The organism is Streptomyces sp. NPDC001002 (assembly GCF_053599215.1).
Genome location: NZ_JBSFLV010000150.1, coordinates 1 through 21944, shown reverse-complemented (window position 1 = coordinate 21944; position 21944 = coordinate 1). Strand labels below are relative to the sequence as shown.

Genomic DNA, 21944 nt, shown 5'->3' with positions numbered 1-21944 from the left:
CTCCGCGGACGCCGCCTACACGCTGCGCCACATCCTCGACAAGGCGACCGCCTCTCCGCAGGCCGCGGTCCTCGCCCCGCTCATCGACCCCGCGATACACGGCCTCCCGACCACAGCGGGCTGCCCGGCGTACGCGTACACCCCGGAGACGGACGCGCCGGTGGTGGCCCGCCTCAGGGCGGCAGGCGCACTGGTCCTGGGCGCCACGAACCTCGACCAGTTCGCGACCGGCCTGGTCGGCACCCGCTCACCCCACGGGGCCGTCCGCAACGCCGTCGACCCGACCCGGATCAGCGGCGGCTCCAGCTCCGGTTCGGCGGTCGCCGTGGCCCTGGGCATCGTCGACTTCGCCCTCGGCACCGACACGGCGGGCTCCGGCCGGGTCCCGGCCGCCTTCAACGGCATCGTCGGCATCAAGCCGACCCGCGGCCTGGTCCCGACGGAGGGCGTGGTCCCGGCCTGCGCGTCCCTGGACTGCGTGACGGTCTTCGCCCGCACCCTCCCGGAGGCGGAACAGGCCCTGTCCTTCATGACGTCCCCACCGACCCGCCACCTCCCCCCGCTCCCCCAGCGCGCCCCGGGCCCATGGCGCGTGGCGATCCCCTCCCCCGGCCAACTGGGCGAACTGGACGAGAGCTGGCCGGAGGCGTACGAGGCGGCCGTGGCCCGACTGAGGTCAGCGGGCGCGGACATCCGCACCCTCGACCTCTCCGCCTTCACGGAGGCGGCCGCGATGCTGTACGAGGGCGCGTTCGTGGCCGAGCGCTACACGGCGGTGGGGAGCTTTATCGACAAAGCAATGGCAGACGGCACACCCGGCCTGGACCCCACAGTCACCGGCATCATCACCCGAGCCCGAGACATCCCCGCCCACCGCCTCTACACGGACCTGGACCGCCTGGCCGCACTCCGCTCTCGCGCCCTCACCGAACTGGCCGACGCGGACGCCCTGTTGCTCCCCACGACCCCGGGCCACCCCACCCTCTCCGAGGTAGCCGCCGACCCCCTGGGCACCAACGCCCGCCTGGGCCGCTTCACCAACTCCACGAACCTCTTCGACCTGGCCGCGCTGTCCGTCCCATCGGGCGAGGTCAACGGCCTCCCCTTCGGCGTCATGCTGATCGGCCCGGCGTTCACGGAGGACCGCCTGGGCGCCATCGCGCGCCTGCTGGAACCGGAGACATGTATCGCAGTGGTGGGCGCCCATCTGACGGGCCAGCCCCTGAACCCCCAACTCCTGTCCCTGGGCGCCCGCTTGGACCGCACAACGACAACGGCCCCGGTCTACCGCCTGCACGCCCTCGCGACGACCCCACCAAAGCCGGGCTTGGTGCATGTAGGGGAGGGCGGCGCCGCCATCGAGACGGAGGTGTGGCGTCTACCAGCAGCGGGCCTGGGCCGTCTGTTGGCCGCACTCCCCCGCCCGATGACGCTGGGCAGTGTGGAGCTGGCGGACGGCACAAGCACCCCCGGCTTCCTCTGCGAACCGACGGCCCTGACGAACGCCGAGGACATCACCCAGTACGGAGGCTGGCGCTCATATCTGAACCGAGGGTAGGACAACGCCGCCAGGGGCGCGGGGAACTGCGCGACCAGCCACAGACAACCCGCACCCGCCAACGAATCAGGTCACCCAACCGACGAGTAGGCGACCACACCCCGCAACAACTGATCAACCGCCTTACGCGCAGCCTTCGCCACAGTCGACCCCTCCGCCGCGGATGCCGCCGAGATCTGCCCCAGCACATCGATCACCTGCTTGCACCACCGAACAAAGTCCCCGGCCGGCATCTCCGCCTCCCGCAGCACCTCATCCAGCCCCTTCCCGGACGCCCACATATACGCAGGCCAGGCAAACCCAAGATCAGGCTCCCGCTGACCGACCCCCTCGGTCTGACTGATCCGGAAGTCCTCCTCAAGGGCGTCCAGCCGCCCCCAGATCCGCACCATCTCCCCCAGCGCGGCCTTGGCCTTACCGGACGGCACCTTCGGAGCCATCGCATCGTCCCCGACCCGCGCCTCGTACACCAACGCAGAAACACACGCGGCGAGTTCGGCGGGCCCGAGCCCTTCCCACACACCCGCCCGCAGGCATTCACTCGCCAGCAGATCCAACTCGCCGTACAGCCGCGCCAGCCGCTTGCCGTGCTCGGTGACCTCGTCACCCCGCAGATAGTCCAGCTCGGTCAGCAACGCCACGATCCGGTCGAAGGTCCGCGCGATCGTGTTGGTCCGGCCCTCGATCCGCCGCTCCAGCTGCGAGGTGTCCCGCATCAGCCGGTGATACCGCTCGGCCCAACGCGCGTGATCCTCACGGTCGTTGCACCCATGGCACGGGTGCGCCCGGATCGCCGTACGCAGCCGAGCGATCTCCCGGTCGTCGGCCGCCTGGGCGCGCTTCTTGCGGGCCCGCTCCGGCGGGATGTGTCCGGCCTTGGTGCGCAGCGCGGAGGCGAGGTCGCGACGGGACTGCGGTGAGCGCGGGTTGAAGGACTTCGGGATCCGCATCCGCTCCAGTGCCTCGACCGGCACCGGGAAGTCGATCGACGCGAGCCGCTTGACCTGCCGCTCGGCGGTCAGGACTAGCGGGCGCGGCCCGTCGTGGTGCTCGAAGCCGCGGTGGCCGTTGGACCGGCCGGCCGGAAGTCCCGGGTCCAACACCAGCGCCAGGCCCGCGTACTTGCCGGTCGGGACGTGGATGACGTCTCCCGGCTTCAGTTTCTCCAGCGCCACGGCTGCCTCGGCCCGTCGCTCGACCGCGCCTTGCTTCGCCAGTTCGTTCTCACGGTCCTTGAGCTCGCGGCGCAGGGTCATGTATTCGTCGAAGTCGCCGAGGTGGCAGGTCATGGAGTCCTTGTAGCCCTCCAGGCCCTCCTCGTTGCGCTGCACCTGGCGCGAGATCCCGACGACCGACTTGTCGGCCTGGAACTGCGCGAAGGACGTCTCCAGGAGCTCACGCGAGCGGTGCCGGCCGAACTGCTCGACCAGGTTGACCGCCATGTTGTACGACGGCTTGAAGCTGGAGCGCAGCGGGTACGTGCGCGTGCCGGCCAGGCCCGCGAGGTGCTCGGGGCTGATGCCCCGCTGCCACAGCACGACCGCGTGGCCCTCGATGTCGATGCCGCGCCGGCCCGCGCGCCCGGTCAACTGCGTGTACTCGCCGGGGGTGATGTCGGCGTGCTCCTGCCCGTTCCACTTGACGAGCTTCTCCAGCACCACCGAGCGCGCGGGCATGTTGATGCCGAGCGCCAGGGTCTCGGTCGCGAACACGGCCTTCACGAGCCCGTGCAGGAACAGTTCCTCGACGACCTCCTTGAACGTCGGCAGCATGCCCGCGTGATGGGCCGCGATGCCCCGCTCAAGGCCTTCCAGCCACTCGTAGTACCCGAGGACGTGCAGATCCTCGTTCGGGATGGACGCCGTGCGCTCCTCGACGATGGCGCGGACCTTCTCCCGCGCCTCGTCGTCGTTGAGCCGCAGCCCGGCGAACAGACACTGCTGTACGGCGGCCTCGCAGGCGGCGCGGCTGAAGATGAACGTGATGGCGGGCAGCAGGCCCTCGGAGTCGAGGCGCTCGATGACCTCGGGGCGACTCGGGGTCCACACCCGCGAGCGCTGTCTGCGCTCCCGCTCCCGGTCGGCCTCGCGCATGGCACGGCCGCGTCTGCGGTCCTGGTAGGACGGGCGCTGCGCCTCCATGCGGGCCAGCCGCGTGAGGTCGGGGTTGACGGCCTTCTTGCTGCCCTCGCCCTCCTCGAAGAGGTCGTACATCCGGCGTCCGGCGAGCACGTGCTGGAACAGCGGCACGGGCCGGTGCTCGGAGACGATCACCTCGGTGTCGCCGCGGACGGTGTCGAGCCAGTCGCCGAACTCCTCGGCGTTCGACACGGTCGCCGACAGGGACACCAGGGTCACGGACTCCGGCAGGTGGATGATCACCTCTTCCCATACGGCGCCGCGGAAGCGGTCGGAGAGGTAGTGCACCTCGTCCATGACCACGTAGCCGAGGCCCAGGAGGGTCTGCGAGCCCGCGTACAGCATGTTCCGCAGCACCTCGGTGGTCATCACGACCACCGGCGCCTCGGAGTTGACGCTGTTGTCGCCGGTGAGCAGGCCGACCTTGTCCGCGCCGTAGCGGCGGCACAGGTCGGCGTACTTCTGGTTCGACAGCGCCTTGATGGGTGTCGTGTAGAAGCATTTCTTGCCCTGCTGGAGGGCGAGGTGGACGGCGAACTCGCCCACGATCGTCTTGCCCGATCCGGTGGGAGCCGCGACCAGCACGCCCTTGCCCGCCTCGAGCGCCTTGCAGGCCTCGATCTGGAAGGGGTCGAGGCCGAAGTCGTACATCTCGCGGAAGTCGGCGAGCGCGGTGGCCTGCTCGGCAGCGCGACTGCGGGCAGCCGCGTACCGCTCGGCCGGTGAGAGGTCCTCTGTCATCGTGCTTTCGAGCGTACCGGGCCCCACTGACAACAGGACGATCATTATCCGTATCCGCCCCTGGCAAACCCCGGATCCCCGCAGCTCAGCGCCCGGAACGGGAACTGCTCACGCAGACCGGCGAGCCCGGTCCCGACGCGAGAGCGGCCGGGTGCGCCCGGTGGGCGCCCCGGCCGCGATCCGCGGTGAGGGTGACTGAGAGAGCGTCAGGTCACGTCGTCGTAGCCGTTGACCCGGTCCGTGGTCGCCTGTTCGGGCAGGGCGCGGGTGGCGGAGACGGTCTCGATCTCGCCGATGTCCTCGGGGGTGAGGTCCAGGTCGGAGGCCTCGTCGTCGTCCGGGCCCTCGGCCTCGCGGCGGCGCCTGCGCCGGTCGTTGACCAGCGAGAAGACGACCGCGGCGAAGTACAGGACCCAGATCGGGCCGGCGAGCGCCAGCATGGTCAGCGGGTCCGTGCTCGGTGTCGCGACGGCCGCGAACACGGTGATGCCCATGATCATCGCGCGCCACCAGCCGAGCATCCGCCGGCCGGTCAGCACCCCGGTGAGGTTGAGCATGATCAGCAGCAGCGGCAGCTCGAAGGAGAGGCCGAAGACGAGCACCATGCGGGTGACCAGGTCGAGCAGGTCGTCCAGCGGCAGCAGGTTGTTGACGTCCTTCGGCGTGAAGCCGATGAGCACCTTCGCCGTGGTGGGCAGCACCCGGTAGGCGAAGTAGGCGCCGCCGAGGAACAGCGGTACGCCGGTGCCGACGAACGCGTAGGCGTACTTGCGCTCGTGGCGGTGCAGGCCGGGGGCGACGAAGGCCCACAGCTGGTAGAGCCACACCGGGGAGGCCAGCACGACGCCGGCCATCAGCGACACCTTCAGAGCCAGTGTGAACGGCGTCAGCAGACCGTTGATCGTGATCTGCGCACACTGGTGAGTCTTGTCGCTGGATTTCGCCAACTGTTCGAAGGTCTGGCCGCAGCCGACCGAGTCGAGCACCGGTTTGGTGATGATGTTGACGATGTCGTTGTAGAAGAAGGCAGCCACGGCCGTGACGACAACGATGGCCAGCATCGCCTTCGCGAGCCGGTTGCGGAGCTCACGAAGGTGTTCCGCGAGGGGCATCCGCCCCTCGGGGTCCCTCTCCTTCTTGCGGGCAGGCTTCAGCAACCCACGTTCCCATCTCGTGCGGCGGGCCGGAGGTCACCGGCCCGGCATCAGGCCTTCGTGGTGTCCGTCGGCTCGGTGACCGGACGCGAGCTGGTCACGTCTCCGGGGGAGGCCTGGATGGTGCGCGGCGCCTGCGTCTGCTCACCGGTGGTGGGCGCCTGGGCGGTGGCGGAGCTGTTGTTGCCCTCGTCCTTCATCGCCTTGGCCTCGCTCTTGAGGATGCGCGCGGACTTGCCGAGCGAACGGGCCATGTCCGGAAGCTTCTTCGCGCCGAAGAGCAGGATGATGACGACGAGGATGAGAATGATCTCGGGGGCTCCGAGCCTTCCGAACATAAGTCTTTACCTTCTCACCGAGGCGGCTGGGTGGGGGTGCTGTCCGATCGGTCGGACATCTGTCCGATCAACCGTGCTGGCAGCGATCGTAACGCTCAGGGGTAAACGTCAGGCAATCCCCGTGCGTACTCCCGGTCCGCGGTCCGCGCCTCGTTCGCCGGGCCGCGACCAGCAGCGTACCTGCCGCAGTGGCAAGGGTGACAGGCCGAAGTGACCCAAAACGCCTCCGGCGCACGACTCACACGCCCCGCACAGTGGGGCTCACAGAGAGTCGACAGTGCGCGCGGTGCTCACCGCGGCCTTCTCCAGGTCCTCGGCGGCCCGGTTGATCCGGCGTGCGGCCTCCGTCACCTGCAGTCCCAGGCGCCGCGCCTCCAAAAAGACCCGGACGGCCAGCACTCCGAGGACCGCGAGGCCCAGAAAACCCACAGCTACCGCGAACATCGGCCAGAACATGGAGGCGAGCCTAGAGGGTCTAGAGGGCGGAGTGCAGACGCAGGGTCTTGACCCCGCCGCCCGTCAGCAGCTCGACGATCCGCTCCCCCGCCGGCTTGCGGACCAGGCTGTCGCAGTCGGGGCAGGTGAAGGAGTAGAAGGTGGTGCGGCTCGTGGCGCCGATGGCCAGGCGCAGGGCGCTCGCGGTGAGCTCGAAACTGCCCCGGCACTCCGGGCAGCCGGCCCGGAACGTCACCGGGGAAACGCTCCGCATCCCCGCGAAGGCCGACGCCACCGACATGTCCTGCACTTCCGCGTCCTGCACACCAGACATCGACGACTCGCTCAAAGCCCCTGCTCCTGCCTGTCGTGGTGCTTGTCGAAGGTCCCGTCGTGAACCGTGCCGGCGCCCTGCGCGTCCCGCGGCTCGACGCCGTCGTACGCCGCGAGCGCCTCCCGGGCCGCCTGGCGGGCGCTGTCGGCGAGGTCGTGCGGCGAGACGATGCGGCCGTCCCGTCCGAGCCGCAGCGCCAGGCGTCGCAGAGAGGTCGGGTCTGGGGTGCGCAGAGTAATACGCAGCCCGCCGTCCGGAAGCTCATCCGCACTGTCGTGCGGGTAGTACTCGGCGACCCAGCGCCCGCCAGGGCCGACCTCCACGACGACCTCCGGGTCCTCGGCGGCGGGCTGCACCAGCGCCTCGGAGAGGTCCCGCAGCTCCATCTCGGGGGGCGCGGACGGCTCGTCCAGGATGCGGATCTCGGCGACCCGGTCGAGCCGGAAGGTGCGGCGCGCCTCGGAGCGCCGACACCACGCTTCTACGTAGGTGTGTCCGACGCTGACCAGGCGGATGGGGTCGATCTCGCGCTCGGTGAGCTCGTCGCGGGCCGGCGAGTAGTAGCGGATCCACAGCCGGCGGCGCTCGGAGATGGCCCGGTCGACGTCCGCGAAGACGCCGCCCTCGGCCTCGAAGGTCACCGAGAGGCGGGAGCTTGCGCCCGCGGCCTCGCCGGCCGCGGTCTCCACCTTGGCGGTGGCCCGCAGCAGGGCCTGCCGGTCGCTCTCGCGCAGCCCCGGCAGGGTGGACACGGCCCGGCCCGCCACCAGCAGCGCGGTCGCCTCGTCGGCGGCCAGCCGCAGCGGTTCGGCCGCCTCCTCGCCGAGGGCGGCGGGGTTGTGCCACCAGATGCGGTCGCCGTCGGTGTCGATGTCGAGGAGGTCGCCGCCCCGGAAGCTGGTGCCGCACATGGGCAGCACATCGAGGTCGGAGACCAGCTCGTCCTCGGTGATCCCGAACGCGCGGGCGACGTCCTCGACGCGCGCGCCGGGCCGCTCCCGCAGATACGTCACCAGCGAGAGCATCCGCCGGGTCTGGTCGATGGCGCTGGCCGGCCTGACCGGTTTTCCTGCCACTGTGTTGTCCGCTCCCCCTCAGCCCTTGGCCACGGCACGCAGCCGGTCCACCACGTCCGCGCGCAGCTCGGCCGGCTCCAGGACCACCACGTCCGGCCCGAACTCCACCAGCCAGGCGTCCAGCCCGTGCCCGTACGGAATCTCCAACTCGTCCCAGCCGTCGCCGAGTTCCCGCACCGAGGTGGCCTTCGCCCGAAGGGGGTAACCGGAGCCCGTGCGCAGCCGGATCAGCGCGGATCGGTCGGCGTTCTCCCCCGCCCAACTCGCCACGGTCTCCCGGACGGTGACGACATCGGGGATCTCGGCGGTGAACTTGCCCGTACGGCTGCGCACCCGCCCGGTGATCCGCGAGAGCCGGAAGACCCGCTCCGCGCTGCGGTCGCGGTCCCAGCCGGCCAGGTACCAGTGACCGCGCCAGCACTCCAGCGCCCACGGCTCCACATGCCGGGGCTCGGGGTGGGCGGCGGTGGCCTTGCGGTAGTCGAAGACGACCGGGCGGCGGTCGCGGCAGGCGAGCATCAGCGGCTCGAACGCCACCTCGTGCACAGGGATACGGGGCTCAAGGGCGCCGTGCGCCTCGTAGGGATCGACGTCCTCGGGCAGGCCGGCCGCGCGCAGCTTCTGCAGGGCACCGCTGGCCGCGCCCGCGAGCCGAGCCTGCTGCCAGACCTTGGCGGCCAGGCCCAGGGCCGCAGCCTCCTCGGCGTCGAGGGTGATGGGCGGCAGACGGTTGCTGTCGCGGCGGGCCAGGTAGCCCATCTCGCCGTCCAGGTTCTCCACCGTCTCGATGACCAGGCCGAGTTCGCGCAGATCGTCCTTGTCCCGCTCGAACATCCGGTTGAAGGAGTCGTCGCTGCCGGCCTCCAGATAGGCCTCGATGGACTCGCGCAGCTCACGCTTGCTCAGCGGCCTGCGCGTCCCGAGCAGACACAGCGCCAGGTTCATCAGCCGCTCGGCCTTGGCAATGGCCATCGACGCCCTTCGCCTCCCTATGGTGCTTACGGACGTTGACCGTACCGCCCCGCGGTGGCGCGGCAAAAGCCGAGGCCCATGCCCGGACAGGCATGGGCCTCGGCTGATCGGGTCCGGTCGGATCCGTCGATCAGACGCCGACCAGGTCGACCACGAAGATCAGGGTCTCGCCGGGCTTGATCGCCGGGGTCGGGCTCTGGTTGCCGTAGGCGAGGTGCGCGGGGATGGTCAGCTGGCGACGGCCGCCGACCTTCATGCCCTGGACGCCCTGGTCCCAGCCCTTGATGACACGGCCGCCGCCGAGCGGGAAGCGGAACGGGGTGCCGCGGTTCCAACTGGCGTCGAACTCCTCGCCGGTGCTGAAGGCCACGCCGACGTAGTGGACGGTGACGGTCTGGCCCGCCTGCGCCACCGCGCCGTCGCCCTCCCAGATGTCCTTGATCTCCAGGTCCGCCGGGGGCTCGCCGCCCGGGAAGTCGATCTCGGGCTTCTCGATGCTCACGTCTCTAGCTCCTGCTTTGTCTGCGAAAAGGCAACACACACAGTCTTACACCTCAGCGGTGCTACATCTTCGCCAGGATGTCGACCGAGAAGACCAGCACGGAGTCCTTCTTGATGCCGCTGCCGGCCGGCGGGCTGTCGCCGTAACCCAGGCTCGGCGGAATGACGATGAGGACGCGGCTGCCGACCTTCTTCCCGGTCAGACCCTGCGCCCACCCCTTGACGACCTGCTCCAGGGAGAACGACGTCAGAGCGCTGCGGCTGTACGTCGAGTCGAACTCCTTGCCCGTGTCCCACAGGACGCCCTTGTACTGGACGAGCACGCTGGAGTTGGCCGCGACCTCGTCGCCGTCGCCCTCGATGACGTACTTCGCCACGAGCTTGGTGGGCGCGTCCCCCTTGGGGATGTCGATGGAGGGCGCCTTGCCGTCGGTGTTGGTGCCGACCTTCGGTAGCTTCGCGTCGCTCTGGGCGACGTCGGTGCCCTTGGCGGAGCTCTTGGCGTTGAACGTGTCCTGGATGTCGGCCACGAACACCAGCGTGTCGGTGCCCTTGATGCCCGCCTGCGTGTTGCCCTCGGTGCCGTAGCCCCAGGTGGGCGGTACGGAGAACTCGACGCGGCTGCCGACCTTCTTGCCCGTCAGGGCGTAGCGCCAGCCGTCGATGATGCCGCCCTGGGCGAGCTGGATGACCAACTGGGTCTTGCGGTCGTAGGAGTTGTCGAAGACCTTCGCCGTGGACCAGATCTGGCCGAGGTAGTGGGCCTGGATGAAGTCGTTCTCCGCGACGGTCTTGCCGCCTCCCGCGATGACCGTCTTGACCGCGAGCTCCTTCGACGGATCGCCGGTGCCCTTGGCGACGGTCGGCTTCTCGCCCAGCTTCGTGCCCGCCGTGATGGCCGGCAGCGGACCGTCGACGATCTTCGGTGGCGGCGGCGCGGAGGCGGAGGCCGAATCCGAGGGTGCGGGCGAGGCGCTGTCGCTGGCCTTGCTCGAGTCGGACTTGTCGTCGTCACCGCATCCGGCGAGCGTGACCAGTCCTGCGGGTACGGCAATCAGTAGGGAGCGTCGGCGCACGGTTAAGGCCTCGTATCGGTCGATCTTGATGATGGCGTGCGCGCAACTCTACGGCGTGAGAAGGGCGCCGCACTGGAAACGTGCGGCGCCCGTGTTGCGTTCCGGTCCGTCACCGGAACGCGTTGTTCACATCTCTCACATTCCCGCGATCAGCTTCTCCACCCGGTCGTCGACGGAACGGAACGGGTCCTTGCACAACACCGTGCGCTGCGCCTGGTCGTTGAGCTTGAGATGCACCCAGTCGACGGTGAAGTCCCGGCGCTGCTCCTGGGCACGGCGGATGAAGTCGCCGCGCAGCCGGGCCCGAGTGGTCTGTGGGGGCACGGACTTGCCCTCGAAGATCTTCAAGTCGTTGCAGATCCGGGCCGCTTGACCCTTGCGCTCCAGGAGGTAGTACAGACCGCGCCGACGGTGGATGTCGTGGTAGGCGAGGTCGATCTGCGCGACGCGCGGGTGGGACATGGTCATGTTGTGCTTGGCCCGGTACCGCTCGATCAGCTTGTACTTCATGACCCAGTCGATCTCGGTACCGATCCGGTCGAGGTCCTCGGCCTCGATCGAGTCCAGCGTGCGGCCCCACAGCTCCAGGACCTGGTCCACGACGCCGGTGCGGATGCCACGCCGCTCGACGAAGTCCACGGCCTTCTCGTAGTACTCGCGCTGCACCTCGAGGGCGGAGGCCTCCCGGCCGCTGGCCAGGCGCACCTTGCGCCGGCCGGTGATGTCGTGGCTGACCTCGCGGATCGCCCGGATCGGGTTCTCCAGGGTCAGGTCGCGCATCACGGTGCCCGCCTCGATCATGCGCAGCACCAGGTCGGTGGCGCCGACCTTGAGCAGCATGGTGGTCTCGGACATGTTCGAGTCGCCGACGATGACGTGCAGGCGGCGGTAGCGCTCGGCGTCCGCGTGCGGTTCGTCGCGCGTGTTGATGATGGGCCGGGAGCGGGTCGTCGCCGAGGAGACGCCCTCCCAGATGTGCTCGGCCCGCTGGCTCACGCAGTACACCGCGCCGCGCGGGGTCTGCAGCACCTTGCCCGCCCCGCACAGGAGCTGGCGGGTGACCAGGAACGGAATGAGGATGTCCGCGAGCCGGGAGAACTCCCCGTGCCGGGCGACGAGATAGTTCTCGTGGCACCCGTAGGAGTTGCCCGCCGAGTCGGTGTTGTTCTTGAAGAGGTAGACGTCGCCCGCGATTCCTTCCTCGTGCAGGCGTCGTTCCGCGTCCACCAGGAGTCCTTCGAGAATGCGCTCGCCGGCCTTGTCGTGGGTGACCAGTTCGGTCACGTTGTCACATTCCGGTGTCGCGTATTCCGGATGTGATCCCACGTCGAGATAGAGGCGGGCGCCGTTCCGCAGAAAGACATTGCTGCTTCGGCCCCATGACACGACACGGCGGAAGAGGTACCGCGCCACCTCGTCGGGAGACAGGCGGCGCTGTCCCCTGAACGTACATGTGACGCCGTACTCGTTCTCCAGCCCGAAAATGCGGCGGTCCATGACTGAACATTACGCCCGATCCCCTGAGCTGAAACGGGGTTCGACCGCACGGTTTGGATCATTTTCCGATGAAGCCGCAACGACCGCGCCCCCTGCGGGAGCTGCGAGGACCCGTCCGGTGGCCAGCAGAACCAGCAGCGACACGGCCCCCGCGGCACCCGGCACGACGAAGCCCCACACCGCCCCGCCCCACTCGACGACCGGCCCCGCAAGGCCCGTTCCGACCGACGAACCCACGGTGAACGTCGTCACTATCCAGGAGAACGCCTCGGTGACCGTGCCACGCGGCGCGTGCCGGTCGACCAGGACGAACGCGCAGGCGAGACACGGCGCGAGGAAGAGGCCCGCGACGGCCGTCAGCGCCGTCATCGCGACCGGACCCGGCGTCAGCGCAAGCGGCACGTAACACACCGCCAGAAGAGCGACCAGCACCCGCAGTCGACGCTCCGGCGGCCCGCTCCACTGCCGCGCGCCGTACACCGTGCCGCCGACGAGCGCACCGAGGCCGATACCGGCCATCAGCCAGCCGTACACCGCGTCCCCGCCGTGGTCGTCCGCGTAGGACACGGCCGCGACCGTGATGGAGCCGAGCGCGATGCCCACGGCGAGGAACGCGCCGAGCAGGACCAGCAGCCCCGGCGAGCGCAACGCGCCGAGCCAGTGCGCCTCACGCGGCGCCGAACGCCACGCGCGCGAAGGCGGCGACACGACCACCGAGAGGGCGCCCAGCACACCGACGACATTGATGAGCACGAGCGCCGCCTGCGCCGACCACAACGACACGCACAGCGTCACCAGCAACGGCCCGACGGTGAACATGACTTCCTGGGCGACCGCGTCCATCGCGTACGCCGTCTGCACCTGACCCTCACCGGGCAGCACCGAGGACCACAGCGCCCGCAGACCACCCTCCAGAGGAGGCGTGAAGAGCCCGGACAGCGCCACGCACGCGTAGGCGAGCGCCAACGGGTCGGTGCCCGTGAAAGCGAAGGCCGACATGGCGAGCGCGGAGACGAGCGCCGCGGGCAGCTGGACGCGCGGCTGCCCGTACAGATCCACGAACCGGCCAAGGAGCGGCTGCCCCACGGCGTTGGCGACCCCGTACGCGGCGGCGAGTCCGCCCGCGAGGCTGTACGTGCCGCCTTCCGAGCGGACGAACAGCACGATGGCGATCGCGGCCACCGCGCACGGCAGCCGGCCCACCAGCGTGCCGGCGAGCAGACGCGCGGCATGCCGAGCCCTGAGGATCTCCACGTATCCCGCAGCCATGTCCGCTTCCCCTCACCCGCAACGCCGAAGTTTTACGTATAACTCCTTCTCCCATACGTACCATGTGCGCTGTTCACCAGTCCAGACGAACAACCAGCCGAAGGAGCAGCCCGACGGTGGCACCAGGCAGCACCCGCCCCACGAGCCGTGACGTCGCCCAGGCCGCCGGCGTCTCCCAGGCCGCGGTCTCCCTGGTGCTCGGCGACAAATGGCGGGGCCGCGTCTCCGAGACCACCGCTGAACGCGTCCGGGAAGCCGCCCGCGACCTCGGCTACCGACCCAACCTCGCCGCCCGCAACCTCCGCCTGGGCCGCACCCGCACCGTCCTCCTCGTCGTGCCCGCGCTGACCACCGAATTCTTCGCCGGCGTCTACACCGGCGCGGCCCGTGTCGCCGCCGACCACGGCTTCGGCGTGGTCCTCTACCCCTCCCCCGAGGGCATCGGCCCCGCGAGAGACCCCTTCGCGTCCGCCCAGGCGGCCCTGGACGGCGTCATCGCCTCCTCCATGGCCGCCGACGCCCTCACCGCCATCCGCGGCGACCAGCTGCCCCTGGTGATGCTCGACAGCGACCCCGAAGGCAGCCTCGGCGCCGCCACGGTCAACCTGGACATCACCGACGGCGTCCGACAGGTCGCCGAGCACCTCCTCGACCTCGGCCACCGCCGGTTCCTGCACCTCGCCGCCGACGTCCCGTCCTGGACCTTCGAGGTACGCGCACGCGAACTGGCCACCCGCATCGGCGCGGTACCTGGCACATCCGTCCGCACCGCCCGCGCGCCGATCTCCATCGACGACGCCCTCACCGCCGCCACGACCGCCCTGGCAGCGCCCGGACCCCGGCCCACGGCAGTGGTCTGCGACGACGACAAACTCGCCGCCGGCGCCTACAAGGCCGCCCGGCGTCTGGGCCTGCGCGTCCCCGACGACCTCTCCATCACCGGCCTGGACGACCTCGCCCTCGCCACCGCCCTCGACCCCGAGCTGACGACCGTACGGCTGAACGCCGAGCTCTTCGGCGAACACGGCATGCGAGCCCTCCTGGCCGTCCTGGAGGGCCGCACACCCGACGCGGGCGACATCCCGGTCGAACTCGTCGTACGCGGCTCCACAGCGCCCCCCAGCGCCTCCTGAACGCCCTGTGCCCCGGCCGAGTCGACGGCCGGGGCACACAGTGGACGGGATGGCGCGGGTGTCACTCCTCCTCGCGGAGGGGTCACTCCTCCTCGGAAGGCTCCTCGTCGGAGGCGTCGTCCGTCGTGGCCGTCGCCGAACCGTCCGCATCCAGCAGACGCGACAGCTGACGCCCCACGATCCGCTTGAACTTGCGCTGCTGCGGACGCGTACGGTCCAGCACCGCGACCTCAAGACGCTCCGCGGGAATGTCCCGCTGAGTGCCGTTCGACTCACGCGACAACGCCTGAACGGCCAGCTTCAACGCCTCCGCGAGGGTCATGCCCTCCTCGTGACGCTGATCCAGATAGTTGCTGATCAACTCCGCGTTGCCACCGACCGCGACCGAACCGTGCTCGTCCACGATCGAACCGTCGTGCGGCAACCGGTAGATCTGGTCACCCTCGGGCGTGTCGCCGACCTCGGCGACCACCAACTCCACCTCGTACGGCTTCTCCGCCGCACTCGAGAAGATCGTGCCCAGCGTCTGGGCATAGACGTTCGCCAGACCGCGAGCCGTCACGTCGTCCCGGTCATAGGTGTAACCCCGAAGATCGGCATAACGCACGCCACCGATACGGAGGTTCTCGTACTCGTTGTACTTGCCCGCCGCCGCGAAACCGATCCGGTCATAGATCTCGCTGAACTTGTGCAGCGCACGGGAAGGATTCTCACCGACGAAGACGATGCCGTCGGCGTACTGGATCACGACCAGGCTGCGGCCGCGCGCGATGCCCTTGCGGGCGTACTCGGCCCGGTCGGCCATCGCCTGCTGGGGTGAGACATAGAACGGCGTCGACACCGGCTATCCGTCCCTTTCTTCGGAGGGTTCCGTCGAGTTCACACGATCACCTTGCCCAAACCCTGCGCCGACTACAGCAGCGCGGCCCGCGGGCCGTCCGGCTGCTCCAGGCGCCGCGCCAGGATCGAGCGGGCGATCTCGGAGGACTCCTCGTCATTGAGCCGACGGAAGCCGTCGTCGGTGATCACGGTGACGATCGGATAGATCCGGCGCGCGACATCGGGACCACCGGTCGCCGAATCGTCGTCCGCCGCGTCATAGAGAGCCTGGACCACAAGAGTCGTGGCCTCCGCCTCGTTCAGGTCGTCACGGTAGAGCTTCTTCATCGCACCGCGCGCGAAGATCGAACCGGAACCCGTCGCCGCGAAACCGTGCTCCTCCGAACGGCCACCCGTCACGTCGTAGGAGAAGATGCGGCCCCGGTCACGATCCACGTCGAAGCCGGCGAAGAGGGGGACCACGGCCAGGCCCTGCATCGCCATGCCGAGGTTGGAACGGATCATGGTCGACAGGCGGTTCGCCTTGCCCTCCAAGGAGAGCTGCGCCCCCTCGACCTTCTCGAAGTGCTCCAGCTCCAGCTGGAACAGCTTCACCATCTCGACGGCCAGGCCCGCCGTACCGGCGATACCGACAGCCGAGTACTCGTCCGCCGGGAACACCTTCTCGATATCGCGCTGGGCGATCACATTCCCCATCGTGGCGCGCCGGTCACCGGCGAGCACGACACCGCCCGGGAAGGTCACGGCCACGATGGTCGTCCCGTGCGGCGCCTCGATCACACCCTGGGTGGGCGGCAGTTGACGCCTGCCCGGCAGCATCTCGGGCTGATGGTCGGACAGGAAGTCCATGAAGGACGAGGATCCCGGCGTCAGGAAGGCAGCTGGTAGACGCCCGGTGCTACGAGTGTTGGCTTCCACGCGATTCCTTCCAAATAAACGGCGGCCCGGCGCACGGCGTCAGGATCGTCGCCCAACTTGCCGATGGCCGAATTGCAGTTGAAGCACAGTACGCCTCGGACCCTACCCGTCTTGTGGCAGTGATCCACATGTACGGCAGGAGCTTTCAGGCAGATCCCGCAGAGCCCCATCTGAGAGGCGACCATCTCGTCACGCTCGGCTTCGGTAAGGCCGTAGTGGCGCTTGAGGTGACGCGCCCGACCCTTCACCGCCTTGCACGACCTGCAGAGTGTCGCCAGACCGTCCGAGGCACTACTGTTCCGCGTCCACTCACTGTGCGGTTTGGTCTCGCCACAGGTACGGCAGTGCTTGTGGCCTTCAGGCACGTCCACTCTGGGGCGGACGTTGCGCCCCTTGGCCACCTGCCTCTGCTGGTGGTACGCGGCCGCGCACTCCCGGCAGTAAGCCTGCAACCCATCACGCATGGACTTGTTCTTTGCGAACGCTGCTCGCGGCCTGTATTGCTTGCACCGCGAACAGCGCCTCACACCCTCTTCGCTTCGCAACCCGAGCCCCCCGAAACCCTTCAATTCGAAGGTTACTCGCCGCCCTTCTGAACGAATGATCGAACGAAGTCCTCTGCGTTCTCCTCCAAGACGTCGTCAATCTCGTCCAGTACGGAGTCGACGTCGTCGCTCAGCTTCTCCTGGCGCTCCTTGAGGTCTTCGGATGCCTGCGCCTCGGGCGCCTCCTCGACCTCCTCGGTAGAGCGTGTCGCCTTCTGCTGGCCGCCGCCGGTGTCCTTGGTCGCCATAACCCTCACCCCGCTCGGTTCGACGTTCTTGATCAGACCCTACAAGCAGGGTCAGACATCGGCCCCGCAGTTCCTACAACGTACGGGGACCACCTCGATGATTCCCGGACGCCGGGTTTTCCACCCTGCCGGGCGCCACCGGATCCGGGCGCCCCTCAGCCGCCCGAGAGCACCCTGACCAGGTCTTCCGCGGTGCGGCAGCGGTCCAGGAGCTCCTTGACGTGATTTCGCGTTCCGCGTAGCGGTTCCAGGGTTGGGACCCGCTGCAGGGAGTCGCGGCCCGGCAGATCGAAGATCACCGAGTCCCAGGAGGCCGCGGCCACGTCGTCCGCGTACTGCTCCAGACAGCGCCCGCGGAAGTACGCGCGGGTGTCCTCCGGCGGCTTCGTACGGGCCCGCTCGACGTCCTCCTCGCCCAGCAGCCGCTTGATCCGGCCGCGGGCGGCCAGACGGTTGTAGAGGCCCTTCTCGGCCCGTACGTCGGCGTACTGGAGGTCGACGAGCTGGAGGCGGGCGGCGTCCCAGTCGAGGCCGTCACGGCGCCGGTAGCCCTCCATGAGTTCCCGCTTGGCGACCCAGTCCAGCTCGCCGGCGAGGCTCATCGGGTCGTTCTCCAGGCGGTTGAGGGTGTCCTCCCAGCGGGCCAGGACGTCCTTGGTCTGGTCGTCCGCGTCCGCGCCGTAGCGCTCCTCGACGTATTTGCGAGCGAGCTCGAAGTACTCCATCTGGAGCTGGACGGCGGTGAGCGTGCGGCCGCTACGGAGGGTGACCAGGCGCTTGAGTGTCGGGTCGTGGGAGACCTGGTGGAGGGTGCGGACGGGTTGGTCCACGGCCAGGTCCACGGCGATGAAGCCGTCCTCGATCATGGAGAGAACGAGGGCGGTGGTGCCGAGTTTGAGGTAGGTCGAGATCTCGGAGAGGTTCGCGTCGCCGATGATCACGTGCAGGCGGCGGTACTTCTCGGCGTCCGCGTGCGGTTCGTCGCGGGTGTTGATGATCGGTCGCTTGAGGGTGGTCTCCAGGCCGACCTCGACCTCGAAGTAGTCGGCGCGCTGGCTGAGCTGGAAGCCGTGTTCGTGTCCGTCCTGGCCGATGCCGACGCGGCCCGCTCCGGTGACGACCTGTCGGGAGACGAAGAAGGGCGTGAGGTGGCGCACGATGTCCGAGAAGGGGGTCTCCCGCTTCATCAGGTAGTTCTCGTGCGTGCCGTAGGAGGCGCCCTTGTTGTCGGTGTTGTTCTTGTAGAGGTGGATCGGCTGGGCGCCCGGGAGTTGGGCCGCGCGTTCGGCGGCCTCGGCCATGATGCGTTCGCCGGCCTTGTCCCACAGGACGGCGTCCATGGGGTTGGTGACTTCGGGGGAGCTGTACTCCGGGTGTGCGTGGTCGACGTAGAGCCGTGCGCCGTTGGTGAGGATGACATTGGCGAGGCCGATGTCCTCGTCGGTGAGCTGGCTGGAGTCGGCGGCTTCCCGGGCGAGGTCGAAGCCTCGCGCGTCGCGCAGCGGGTTCTCCTCCTCGAAGTCCCAGCGGGCCCGTCGGGCCCGGTGCATCGCCGCCGCGTAGGCGTTGACGATCTGGGACGAGGTGAGCATGGCATTGGCGTTGGGGTGACCGGGAACGGAGATGCCGTACTCCGTCTCGATGCCCATTACTCGCCGTACGGTCATGCGGCCCTCCTTGCCCGGCGGCGTCCTCGGTCGGGGACGTCGCTCAAGTACCGCTGGCGCTCCGGTGCGTGTGCGGTGCCCGTCCCCGCACTGCGCGACTCGGCGGTACCGAAGAGCCTAGAACGGCTTTGCGCTGGTGGGGAGATCATTTGCGTCATTGCCTTGCTCGCCTTTGTTCCGGTCGTGGCCTGAAAAGCAGTCGGCTGCGGGTACCCACTGGGGGCACCCGCAGCCGCCCTGTCTTCTACAGGTACTGACCGGTGTTGGCCACCGTGTCGATGGAGCGTCCGGTGTCCGCTCCCTGCTTTCCGGTGATGAGGGTACGGATGTAGACGATCCGTTCGCCCTTCTTTCCGGAGATGCGGGCCCAGTCGTCCGGGTTGGTGGTGTTGGGCAGGTCCTCGTTCTCCTTGAACTCGTCCACGCAGGCCTGGAGGAGGTGCGAGACGCGGATGCCCTTCTGCTTGTTGTCGAGGAAGTCCTTGATGGCCATCTTCTTGGCGCGGCCCACGATGTTCTCGATCATGGCGCCGGAGTTGAAGTCCTTGAAGTAGAGGACTTCCTTGTCACCGTTGGCGTAGGTGACTTCCAGGAAGCGGTTCTCCTCGGATTCCGTGTACATGTGCTCGACGGCCGTCTGGATCATGCTTTCGACGGTGGTCGTCTTGCTGCCGCCGTGCTCGCCGAGGTCCTCGGGGTGGAGCGGGAGGCGTTCGGTGAGGTACTTGCCGAAGATGTCCTTGGCGGCCTCGGCGTCGGGACGTTCGATCTTGATCTTCACGTCCAGGCGACCGGGGCGCAGGATGGCGGGGTCGATCATGTCCTCGCGGTTGGAGGCGCCGATCACGACCACGTTCTGCAGGCCCTCGACGCCGTCGATCTCGGCGAGCAGCTGGGGGACGATGGTGTTCTCCACGTCCGAGCTGACACCGGATCCACGGGTGCGGAAGAGGGATTCCATCTCGTCGAAGAAGACGATGACGGGGGTGCCTTCGCTGGCCTTCTCACGTGCGCGTTGGAAGACGAGGCGGATCTGCCGCTCGGTCTCGCCGACGTACTTGTTGAGGAGCTCGGGACCCTTGATGTTGAGGAAGAAGCTCTTGCCGGCGGCCTGGCCGGTGACTTCGGCGACCTTTTTGGCCAGCGAGTTGGCGACGGCCTTGGCGATGAGCGTCTTGCCGCATCCGGGCGGTCCGTAGAGCAGGACGCCCTTGGGCGGCCGGAGTTCGTGCTCTTTGAAGAGGTCCGGGTAGAGGTACGGGAGTTCGACGGCGTCGCGGATCATCTCGATCTGGCCGCCCAGACCGCCGATCTGCTCGTAGCCGATGTCGGGGACCTCTTCGAGTACGAGTTCCTCGACCTCGCTCTTGGGCACGATCTCGTAGACGTAGCCGGAGCGGGGTTCGAGCAGGAGGGCGTCGCCGGGACGGATGTTGACGTCGAGCAGGGGTTCGGCGAGCCGCACCACTCGTTCTTCGTCGGTGTGTCCGAGCACCAGGGCGCGTTCGCCGTCCTCGAGGATCTCCTTGAGGGTGACGATGTCTCCGACGCGCTCGTACTCCATGGCCTCGACCACGTTGAGCGCTTCGTTGAGCATCACTTCCTGGCCGCGCCTGAGCTCGTCGAGCTCGACGCTGGGGCTGACGTTCACCCGGAGCTTGCGGCCGCCGGTGAAGATGTCGGCCGTGCCGTCCTCGTTGGCTTCGAGGAAGACTCCGAAGCCGGCCGGGGGCTGTGCGAGCCGGTCGACCTCCTCCTTGAGGGCCACGATCTGGTCGCGGGCCTCACGGAGCGTGTTGGCGAGTCGCTCGTTCTGGGCGGACACGCCGGCCAAGTTGGTCTGCAGCTCGACGATCCGCTCTTCGAGAATCCTCGTGTGTCGCGGAGAGTCGGCGAGCTTGCGTCGCAGGACGGCGATCTCCTGCTCAAGGTAGGCAATCTGCCCGGCCGGGTCGTCGGACCCTCGTCCCGGGCGGATGCCGCGGTTCATGTCGTCGTCGTGGGCTGCCACGGTCCTCACCTCCTCCAAGGGGAGCTGGACGCTTCCAGACCCTACCTGGGTGGGTGTCGATTGAAACCCCTAGATCACAAAGACTGTCGAGGTGTGTCCGATCTTCACCCTTGCGCTCTCCCTCACGCCAGGGGAATACCCACCGAACATGATTGGGAAGCCGCCGGAGGTAGGGTCGAAGTGTTCAACACCCGTCAGAGCTGGCCTGATTCCCGTCGGCTCGACATCTAAACGGCAGGAGACATGAGCGTGCAGCAGGAGGCCGGAAGCGGCGGTGAGGCTCTGGAAGTCTGGATCGACCAGGACCTGTGTACCGGCGACGGCATCTGTGTGCAGTACGCGCCGGAGGTCTTCGAGCTGGACATCGACGGCCTGGCTTATGTGCGGGGTGCGGGCGAGGAACTGCTGCAGGCTCCGGGGGCGACAACGCCCGTTCCGTTGCCGCTTCTCACGGATGTGGTGGACTCCGCGAAGGAGTGTCCGGGCGAGTGCATCCATGTACGGCGAATTTCAGACAGGGTCGAGGTCTTCGGGCCGGACGCGGAGTGACGGCACGCGCGCGTTACGTCACTTCTGTCTGATTTCTCACAAGCCTTGGTGACGTGGGTCACACACTCTGGGCACCGGCGGGTGTCGAGCGGACGAACGTGCCGTTCTTCCACTGCCACTTCACGCTGTCCTTGACGTCCGGGCAGCAGCGGGGGATGTCCTTCGACGAGTAGCCGAACAGGGTGGCGAGGACGGCTCCGTCACGCACCGCGAAGTCACTCACCGTGTTGCCGTCCTTGGGGTCCACCAGGGTGGCCACCAGTCGGGGCTTGCCGTCGGAGGCGCGGGTGAGGACGTAGACGCCGTCGGGCGGGGTGCCCATCGCGGAGTCGCAGTGGACCACGGCCACCGTCTCCGGGTTGCCGTCGCCGTCGAGGTCTCCGGTGGCCTTCTCCCGCACCGCGGACTTCACCGGGCCGCAGCTGAGCGGGAAGTGCACGCCCGCGGGATCCGGCGCGACGGCGTGCGTGGACTTCGTCTCCGGACCGGCCGTCTGGGCCGTCGCGGAGTTGGGCTGCAGGACCGAGGACAGGGCTATCACGCCGGCGACTGCTGTGGCGGTGGCGACCCAGTGGATCGGACGGGTGTGCGTGTGTGCCAGTTCCGGGACGGCGGATTGCTGCACTAGGAGTGTCTCCTGTGAGGGCTGTGCCGGTGGGGGTGGCCTGCATCGTGCCACACGTCACAGTGCGGGGGAACGGCGGGGTCAGGGGTTGTGCGCCGGTGCTCGCCGGGAGCGTGCGGAGGGTGGCGGCGCTTCCGTACGAAGGCGTCGACAGCTACGAAATCGACAGGCACGGAGACGTCAACAAGAAGGCGCCGCGCCCCAGTTCCCGGGTCGGTCCGGGATTCACGGGCCGCCTCGACCACCTCGTCGGCGGCCGGGCCGACCGCGAGCAGACAGAACTCGTCCCCGCCGAGCCGGGCCGCGAGCGCGCCGGGCA

At 68.7% G+C, this 21944-nt stretch carries 22 protein-coding genes; 4 read left to right on the top strand and 18 right to left on the bottom strand.

What is annotated here, in order from left to right:
- Positions 1 to 1558 (top strand): allophanate hydrolase (locus ACWDR3_RS39710; protein WP_450357462.1); only part of this gene is annotated, 1558 nt, incomplete at its 5' end.
- A gap of 71 nt (positions 1559 to 1629) precedes the next feature.
- Here the strand turns inward: ACWDR3_RS39710 and ACWDR3_RS39705 are convergent.
- From ACWDR3_RS39705 to ACWDR3_RS39655, 11 genes are all read right to left on the bottom strand, one after another.
- Complete coding sequence (locus ACWDR3_RS39705; protein ID WP_450357461.1) at positions 1630 to 4482, bottom strand: DEAD/DEAH box helicase; 2853 nt, start codon at positions 4480 to 4482, stop codon at positions 1630 to 1632.
- A gap of 161 nt (positions 4483 to 4643) precedes the next feature.
- Complete coding sequence (tatC, locus tag ACWDR3_RS39700; RefSeq protein WP_450357460.1) at positions 4644 to 5594, bottom strand: twin-arginine translocase subunit TatC; 951 nt, start codon at positions 5592 to 5594, stop codon at positions 4644 to 4646.
- Between the two features lie 47 nt (positions 5595 to 5641).
- Entirely contained in the window at positions 5642 to 5929 is a 288-nt protein-coding gene (gene tatA, locus ACWDR3_RS39695) for a Sec-independent protein translocase subunit TatA (protein WP_402362059.1), read from the bottom strand.
- Between the two features lie 261 nt (positions 5930 to 6190).
- The gene (locus ACWDR3_RS39690; RefSeq protein WP_450357459.1) at positions 6191 to 6385 is read right to left on the bottom strand and encodes a hypothetical protein; all 195 of its coding nucleotides are present in this window, start codon (positions 6383 to 6385) and stop codon (positions 6191 to 6193) included.
- Between the two features lie 19 nt (positions 6386 to 6404).
- Positions 6405 to 6713 carry a hypothetical protein gene (locus tag ACWDR3_RS39685; protein WP_450357458.1) on the bottom strand — a complete coding sequence of 103 codons (309 nt, stop codon included), beginning with the start codon at positions 6711 to 6713 and terminating at the stop codon, positions 6405 to 6407.
- Positions 6710 to 7774 carry a helix-turn-helix transcriptional regulator gene (locus ACWDR3_RS39680; RefSeq protein WP_450357457.1) on the bottom strand — a complete coding sequence of 355 codons (1065 nt, stop codon included), beginning with the start codon at positions 7772 to 7774 and terminating at the stop codon, positions 6710 to 6712. Before ACWDR3_RS39680 ends, ACWDR3_RS39685 begins: the two co-directional genes overlap by 4 nt.
- An 18-nt stretch (positions 7775 to 7792) precedes the next feature.
- Positions 7793 to 8746 carry a helix-turn-helix transcriptional regulator gene (locus ACWDR3_RS39675; RefSeq protein ID WP_450357456.1) on the bottom strand — a complete coding sequence of 318 codons (954 nt, stop codon included), beginning with the start codon at positions 8744 to 8746 and terminating at the stop codon, positions 7793 to 7795.
- A 130-nt stretch (positions 8747 to 8876) separates the two neighbouring features.
- The gene (locus tag ACWDR3_RS39670) at positions 8877 to 9248 is read right to left on the bottom strand and encodes an FKBP-type peptidyl-prolyl cis-trans isomerase (RefSeq protein ID WP_124002700.1); all 372 of its coding nucleotides are present in this window, start codon (positions 9246 to 9248) and stop codon (positions 8877 to 8879) included.
- A 61-nt stretch (positions 9249 to 9309) separates the two neighbouring features.
- Positions 9310 to 10323, bottom strand: a complete 1014-nt coding sequence (locus tag ACWDR3_RS39665; protein ID WP_450357455.1) for an FKBP-type peptidyl-prolyl cis-trans isomerase — start codon at positions 10321 to 10323, stop codon at positions 9310 to 9312.
- A 135-nt stretch (positions 10324 to 10458) separates the two neighbouring features.
- On the bottom strand, positions 10459 to 11820 hold the full coding sequence (gene pafA, locus ACWDR3_RS39660; protein ID WP_124002698.1) for a Pup--protein ligase: 1362 nt from the start codon (positions 11818 to 11820) through the stop codon (positions 10459 to 10461).
- A gap of 9 nt (positions 11821 to 11829) precedes the next feature.
- Entirely contained in the window at positions 11830 to 13089 is a 1260-nt protein-coding gene (locus tag ACWDR3_RS39655; RefSeq protein ID WP_450357454.1) for an MFS transporter, read from the bottom strand.
- A 116-nt stretch (positions 13090 to 13205) separates the two neighbouring features.
- Here ACWDR3_RS39655 and ACWDR3_RS39650 point away from each other — a divergent pair, with 116 nt between their 5' ends.
- Positions 13206 to 14222, top strand: coding sequence for a LacI family DNA-binding transcriptional regulator (locus tag ACWDR3_RS39650; RefSeq protein ID WP_450357453.1), 1017 nt, complete (start codon positions 13206 to 13208; stop codon positions 14220 to 14222).
- Between the two features lie 82 nt (positions 14223 to 14304).
- On the opposite strand, the gene prcA is transcribed toward ACWDR3_RS39650, so the two are convergent.
- The 6 genes from prcA to arc form a co-directional block, all read right to left on the bottom strand.
- Positions 14305 to 15063 carry a proteasome subunit alpha gene (gene prcA / locus ACWDR3_RS39645; RefSeq protein WP_450357452.1) on the bottom strand — a complete coding sequence of 253 codons (759 nt, stop codon included), beginning with the start codon at positions 15061 to 15063 and terminating at the stop codon, positions 14305 to 14307.
- Between the two features lie 71 nt (positions 15064 to 15134).
- Entirely contained in the window at positions 15135 to 15980 is an 846-nt protein-coding gene (gene prcB, locus ACWDR3_RS39640; RefSeq protein WP_402362034.1) for a proteasome subunit beta, read from the bottom strand.
- Entirely contained in the window at positions 15932 to 16165 is a 234-nt protein-coding gene (locus ACWDR3_RS39635) for an endonuclease VII domain-containing protein (protein WP_450357463.1), read from the bottom strand. Before ACWDR3_RS39635 ends, prcB begins: the two co-directional genes overlap by 49 nt.
- A gap of 392 nt (positions 16166 to 16557) precedes the next feature.
- Positions 16558 to 16773, bottom strand: a complete 216-nt coding sequence (locus ACWDR3_RS39630; protein WP_123544333.1) for a ubiquitin-like protein Pup — start codon at positions 16771 to 16773, stop codon at positions 16558 to 16560.
- Between the two features lie 155 nt (positions 16774 to 16928).
- A complete protein-coding gene (dop, locus tag ACWDR3_RS39625) occupies positions 16929 to 18440 on the bottom strand; it encodes a depupylase/deamidase Dop (protein ID WP_450357451.1) in 1512 nt (503 codons plus the stop codon).
- Between the two features lie 244 nt (positions 18441 to 18684).
- On the bottom strand, positions 18685 to 20451 hold the full coding sequence (gene arc / locus ACWDR3_RS39620; protein WP_450357450.1) for a proteasome ATPase: 1767 nt from the start codon (positions 20449 to 20451) through the stop codon (positions 18685 to 18687).
- 243 nt (positions 20452 to 20694) lie between these two features.
- Between arc and ACWDR3_RS39615 the strand changes: the two genes are divergently transcribed.
- Complete coding sequence (locus tag ACWDR3_RS39615; RefSeq protein ID WP_450357449.1) at positions 20695 to 21000, top strand: ferredoxin; 306 nt, start codon at positions 20695 to 20697, stop codon at positions 20998 to 21000.
- Between the two features lie 58 nt (positions 21001 to 21058).
- On the opposite strand, the gene ACWDR3_RS39610 is transcribed toward ACWDR3_RS39615, so the two are convergent.
- Positions 21059 to 21625 carry a hypothetical protein gene (locus ACWDR3_RS39610; RefSeq protein ID WP_450357448.1) on the bottom strand — a complete coding sequence of 189 codons (567 nt, stop codon included), beginning with the start codon at positions 21623 to 21625 and terminating at the stop codon, positions 21059 to 21061.
- A 122-nt stretch (positions 21626 to 21747) separates the two neighbouring features.
- On the opposite strand from ACWDR3_RS39610, the gene ACWDR3_RS39605 reads away from it, so the two are divergent.
- A partial coding sequence (locus tag ACWDR3_RS39605; RefSeq protein ID WP_450357464.1) for a hypothetical protein occupies positions 21748 to 21944 on the top strand: 197 nt, incomplete at its 3' end.

Coding starts and splice junctions, on each gene's coding strand:
- ACWDR3_RS39690 (WP_450357459.1), bottom strand. CDS start 6,385: ATGTTCTGGCCGATGTTCGCGGTAGCTGTGGGTTTTCTGGGCCTCGCG.
- dop (WP_450357451.1), bottom strand. CDS start 18,440: ATGACCGTACGGCGAGTAATGGGCATCGAGACGGAGTACGGCATCTCC.
- pafA (WP_124002698.1), bottom strand. CDS start 11,820: ATGGACCGCCGCATTTTCGGGCTGGAGAACGAGTACGGCGTCACATGT.
- ACWDR3_RS39615 (WP_450357449.1), top strand. CDS start 20,695: ATGAGCGTGCAGCAGGAGGCCGGAAGCGGCGGTGAGGCTCTGGAAGTC.
- ACWDR3_RS39635 (WP_450357463.1), bottom strand. CDS start 16,165: ATGGTCGCCTCTCAGATGGGGCTCTGCGGGATCTGCCTGAAAGCTCCT.
- ACWDR3_RS39630 (WP_123544333.1), bottom strand. CDS start 16,773: ATGGCGACCAAGGACACCGGCGGCGGCCAGCAGAAGGCGACACGCTCT.
- ACWDR3_RS39705 (WP_450357461.1), bottom strand. CDS start 4,482: ATGATCGTCCTGTTGTCAGTGGGGCCCGGTACGCTCGAAAGCACGATG.
- ACWDR3_RS39655 (WP_450357454.1), bottom strand. CDS start 13,089: ATGGCTGCGGGATACGTGGAGATCCTCAGGGCTCGGCATGCCGCGCGT.
- ACWDR3_RS39675 (WP_450357456.1), bottom strand. CDS start 8,746: ATGGCCATTGCCAAGGCCGAGCGGCTGATGAACCTGGCGCTGTGTCTG.
- tatA (WP_402362059.1), bottom strand. CDS start 5,929: ATGTTCGGAAGGCTCGGAGCCCCCGAGATCATTCTCATCCTCGTCGTC.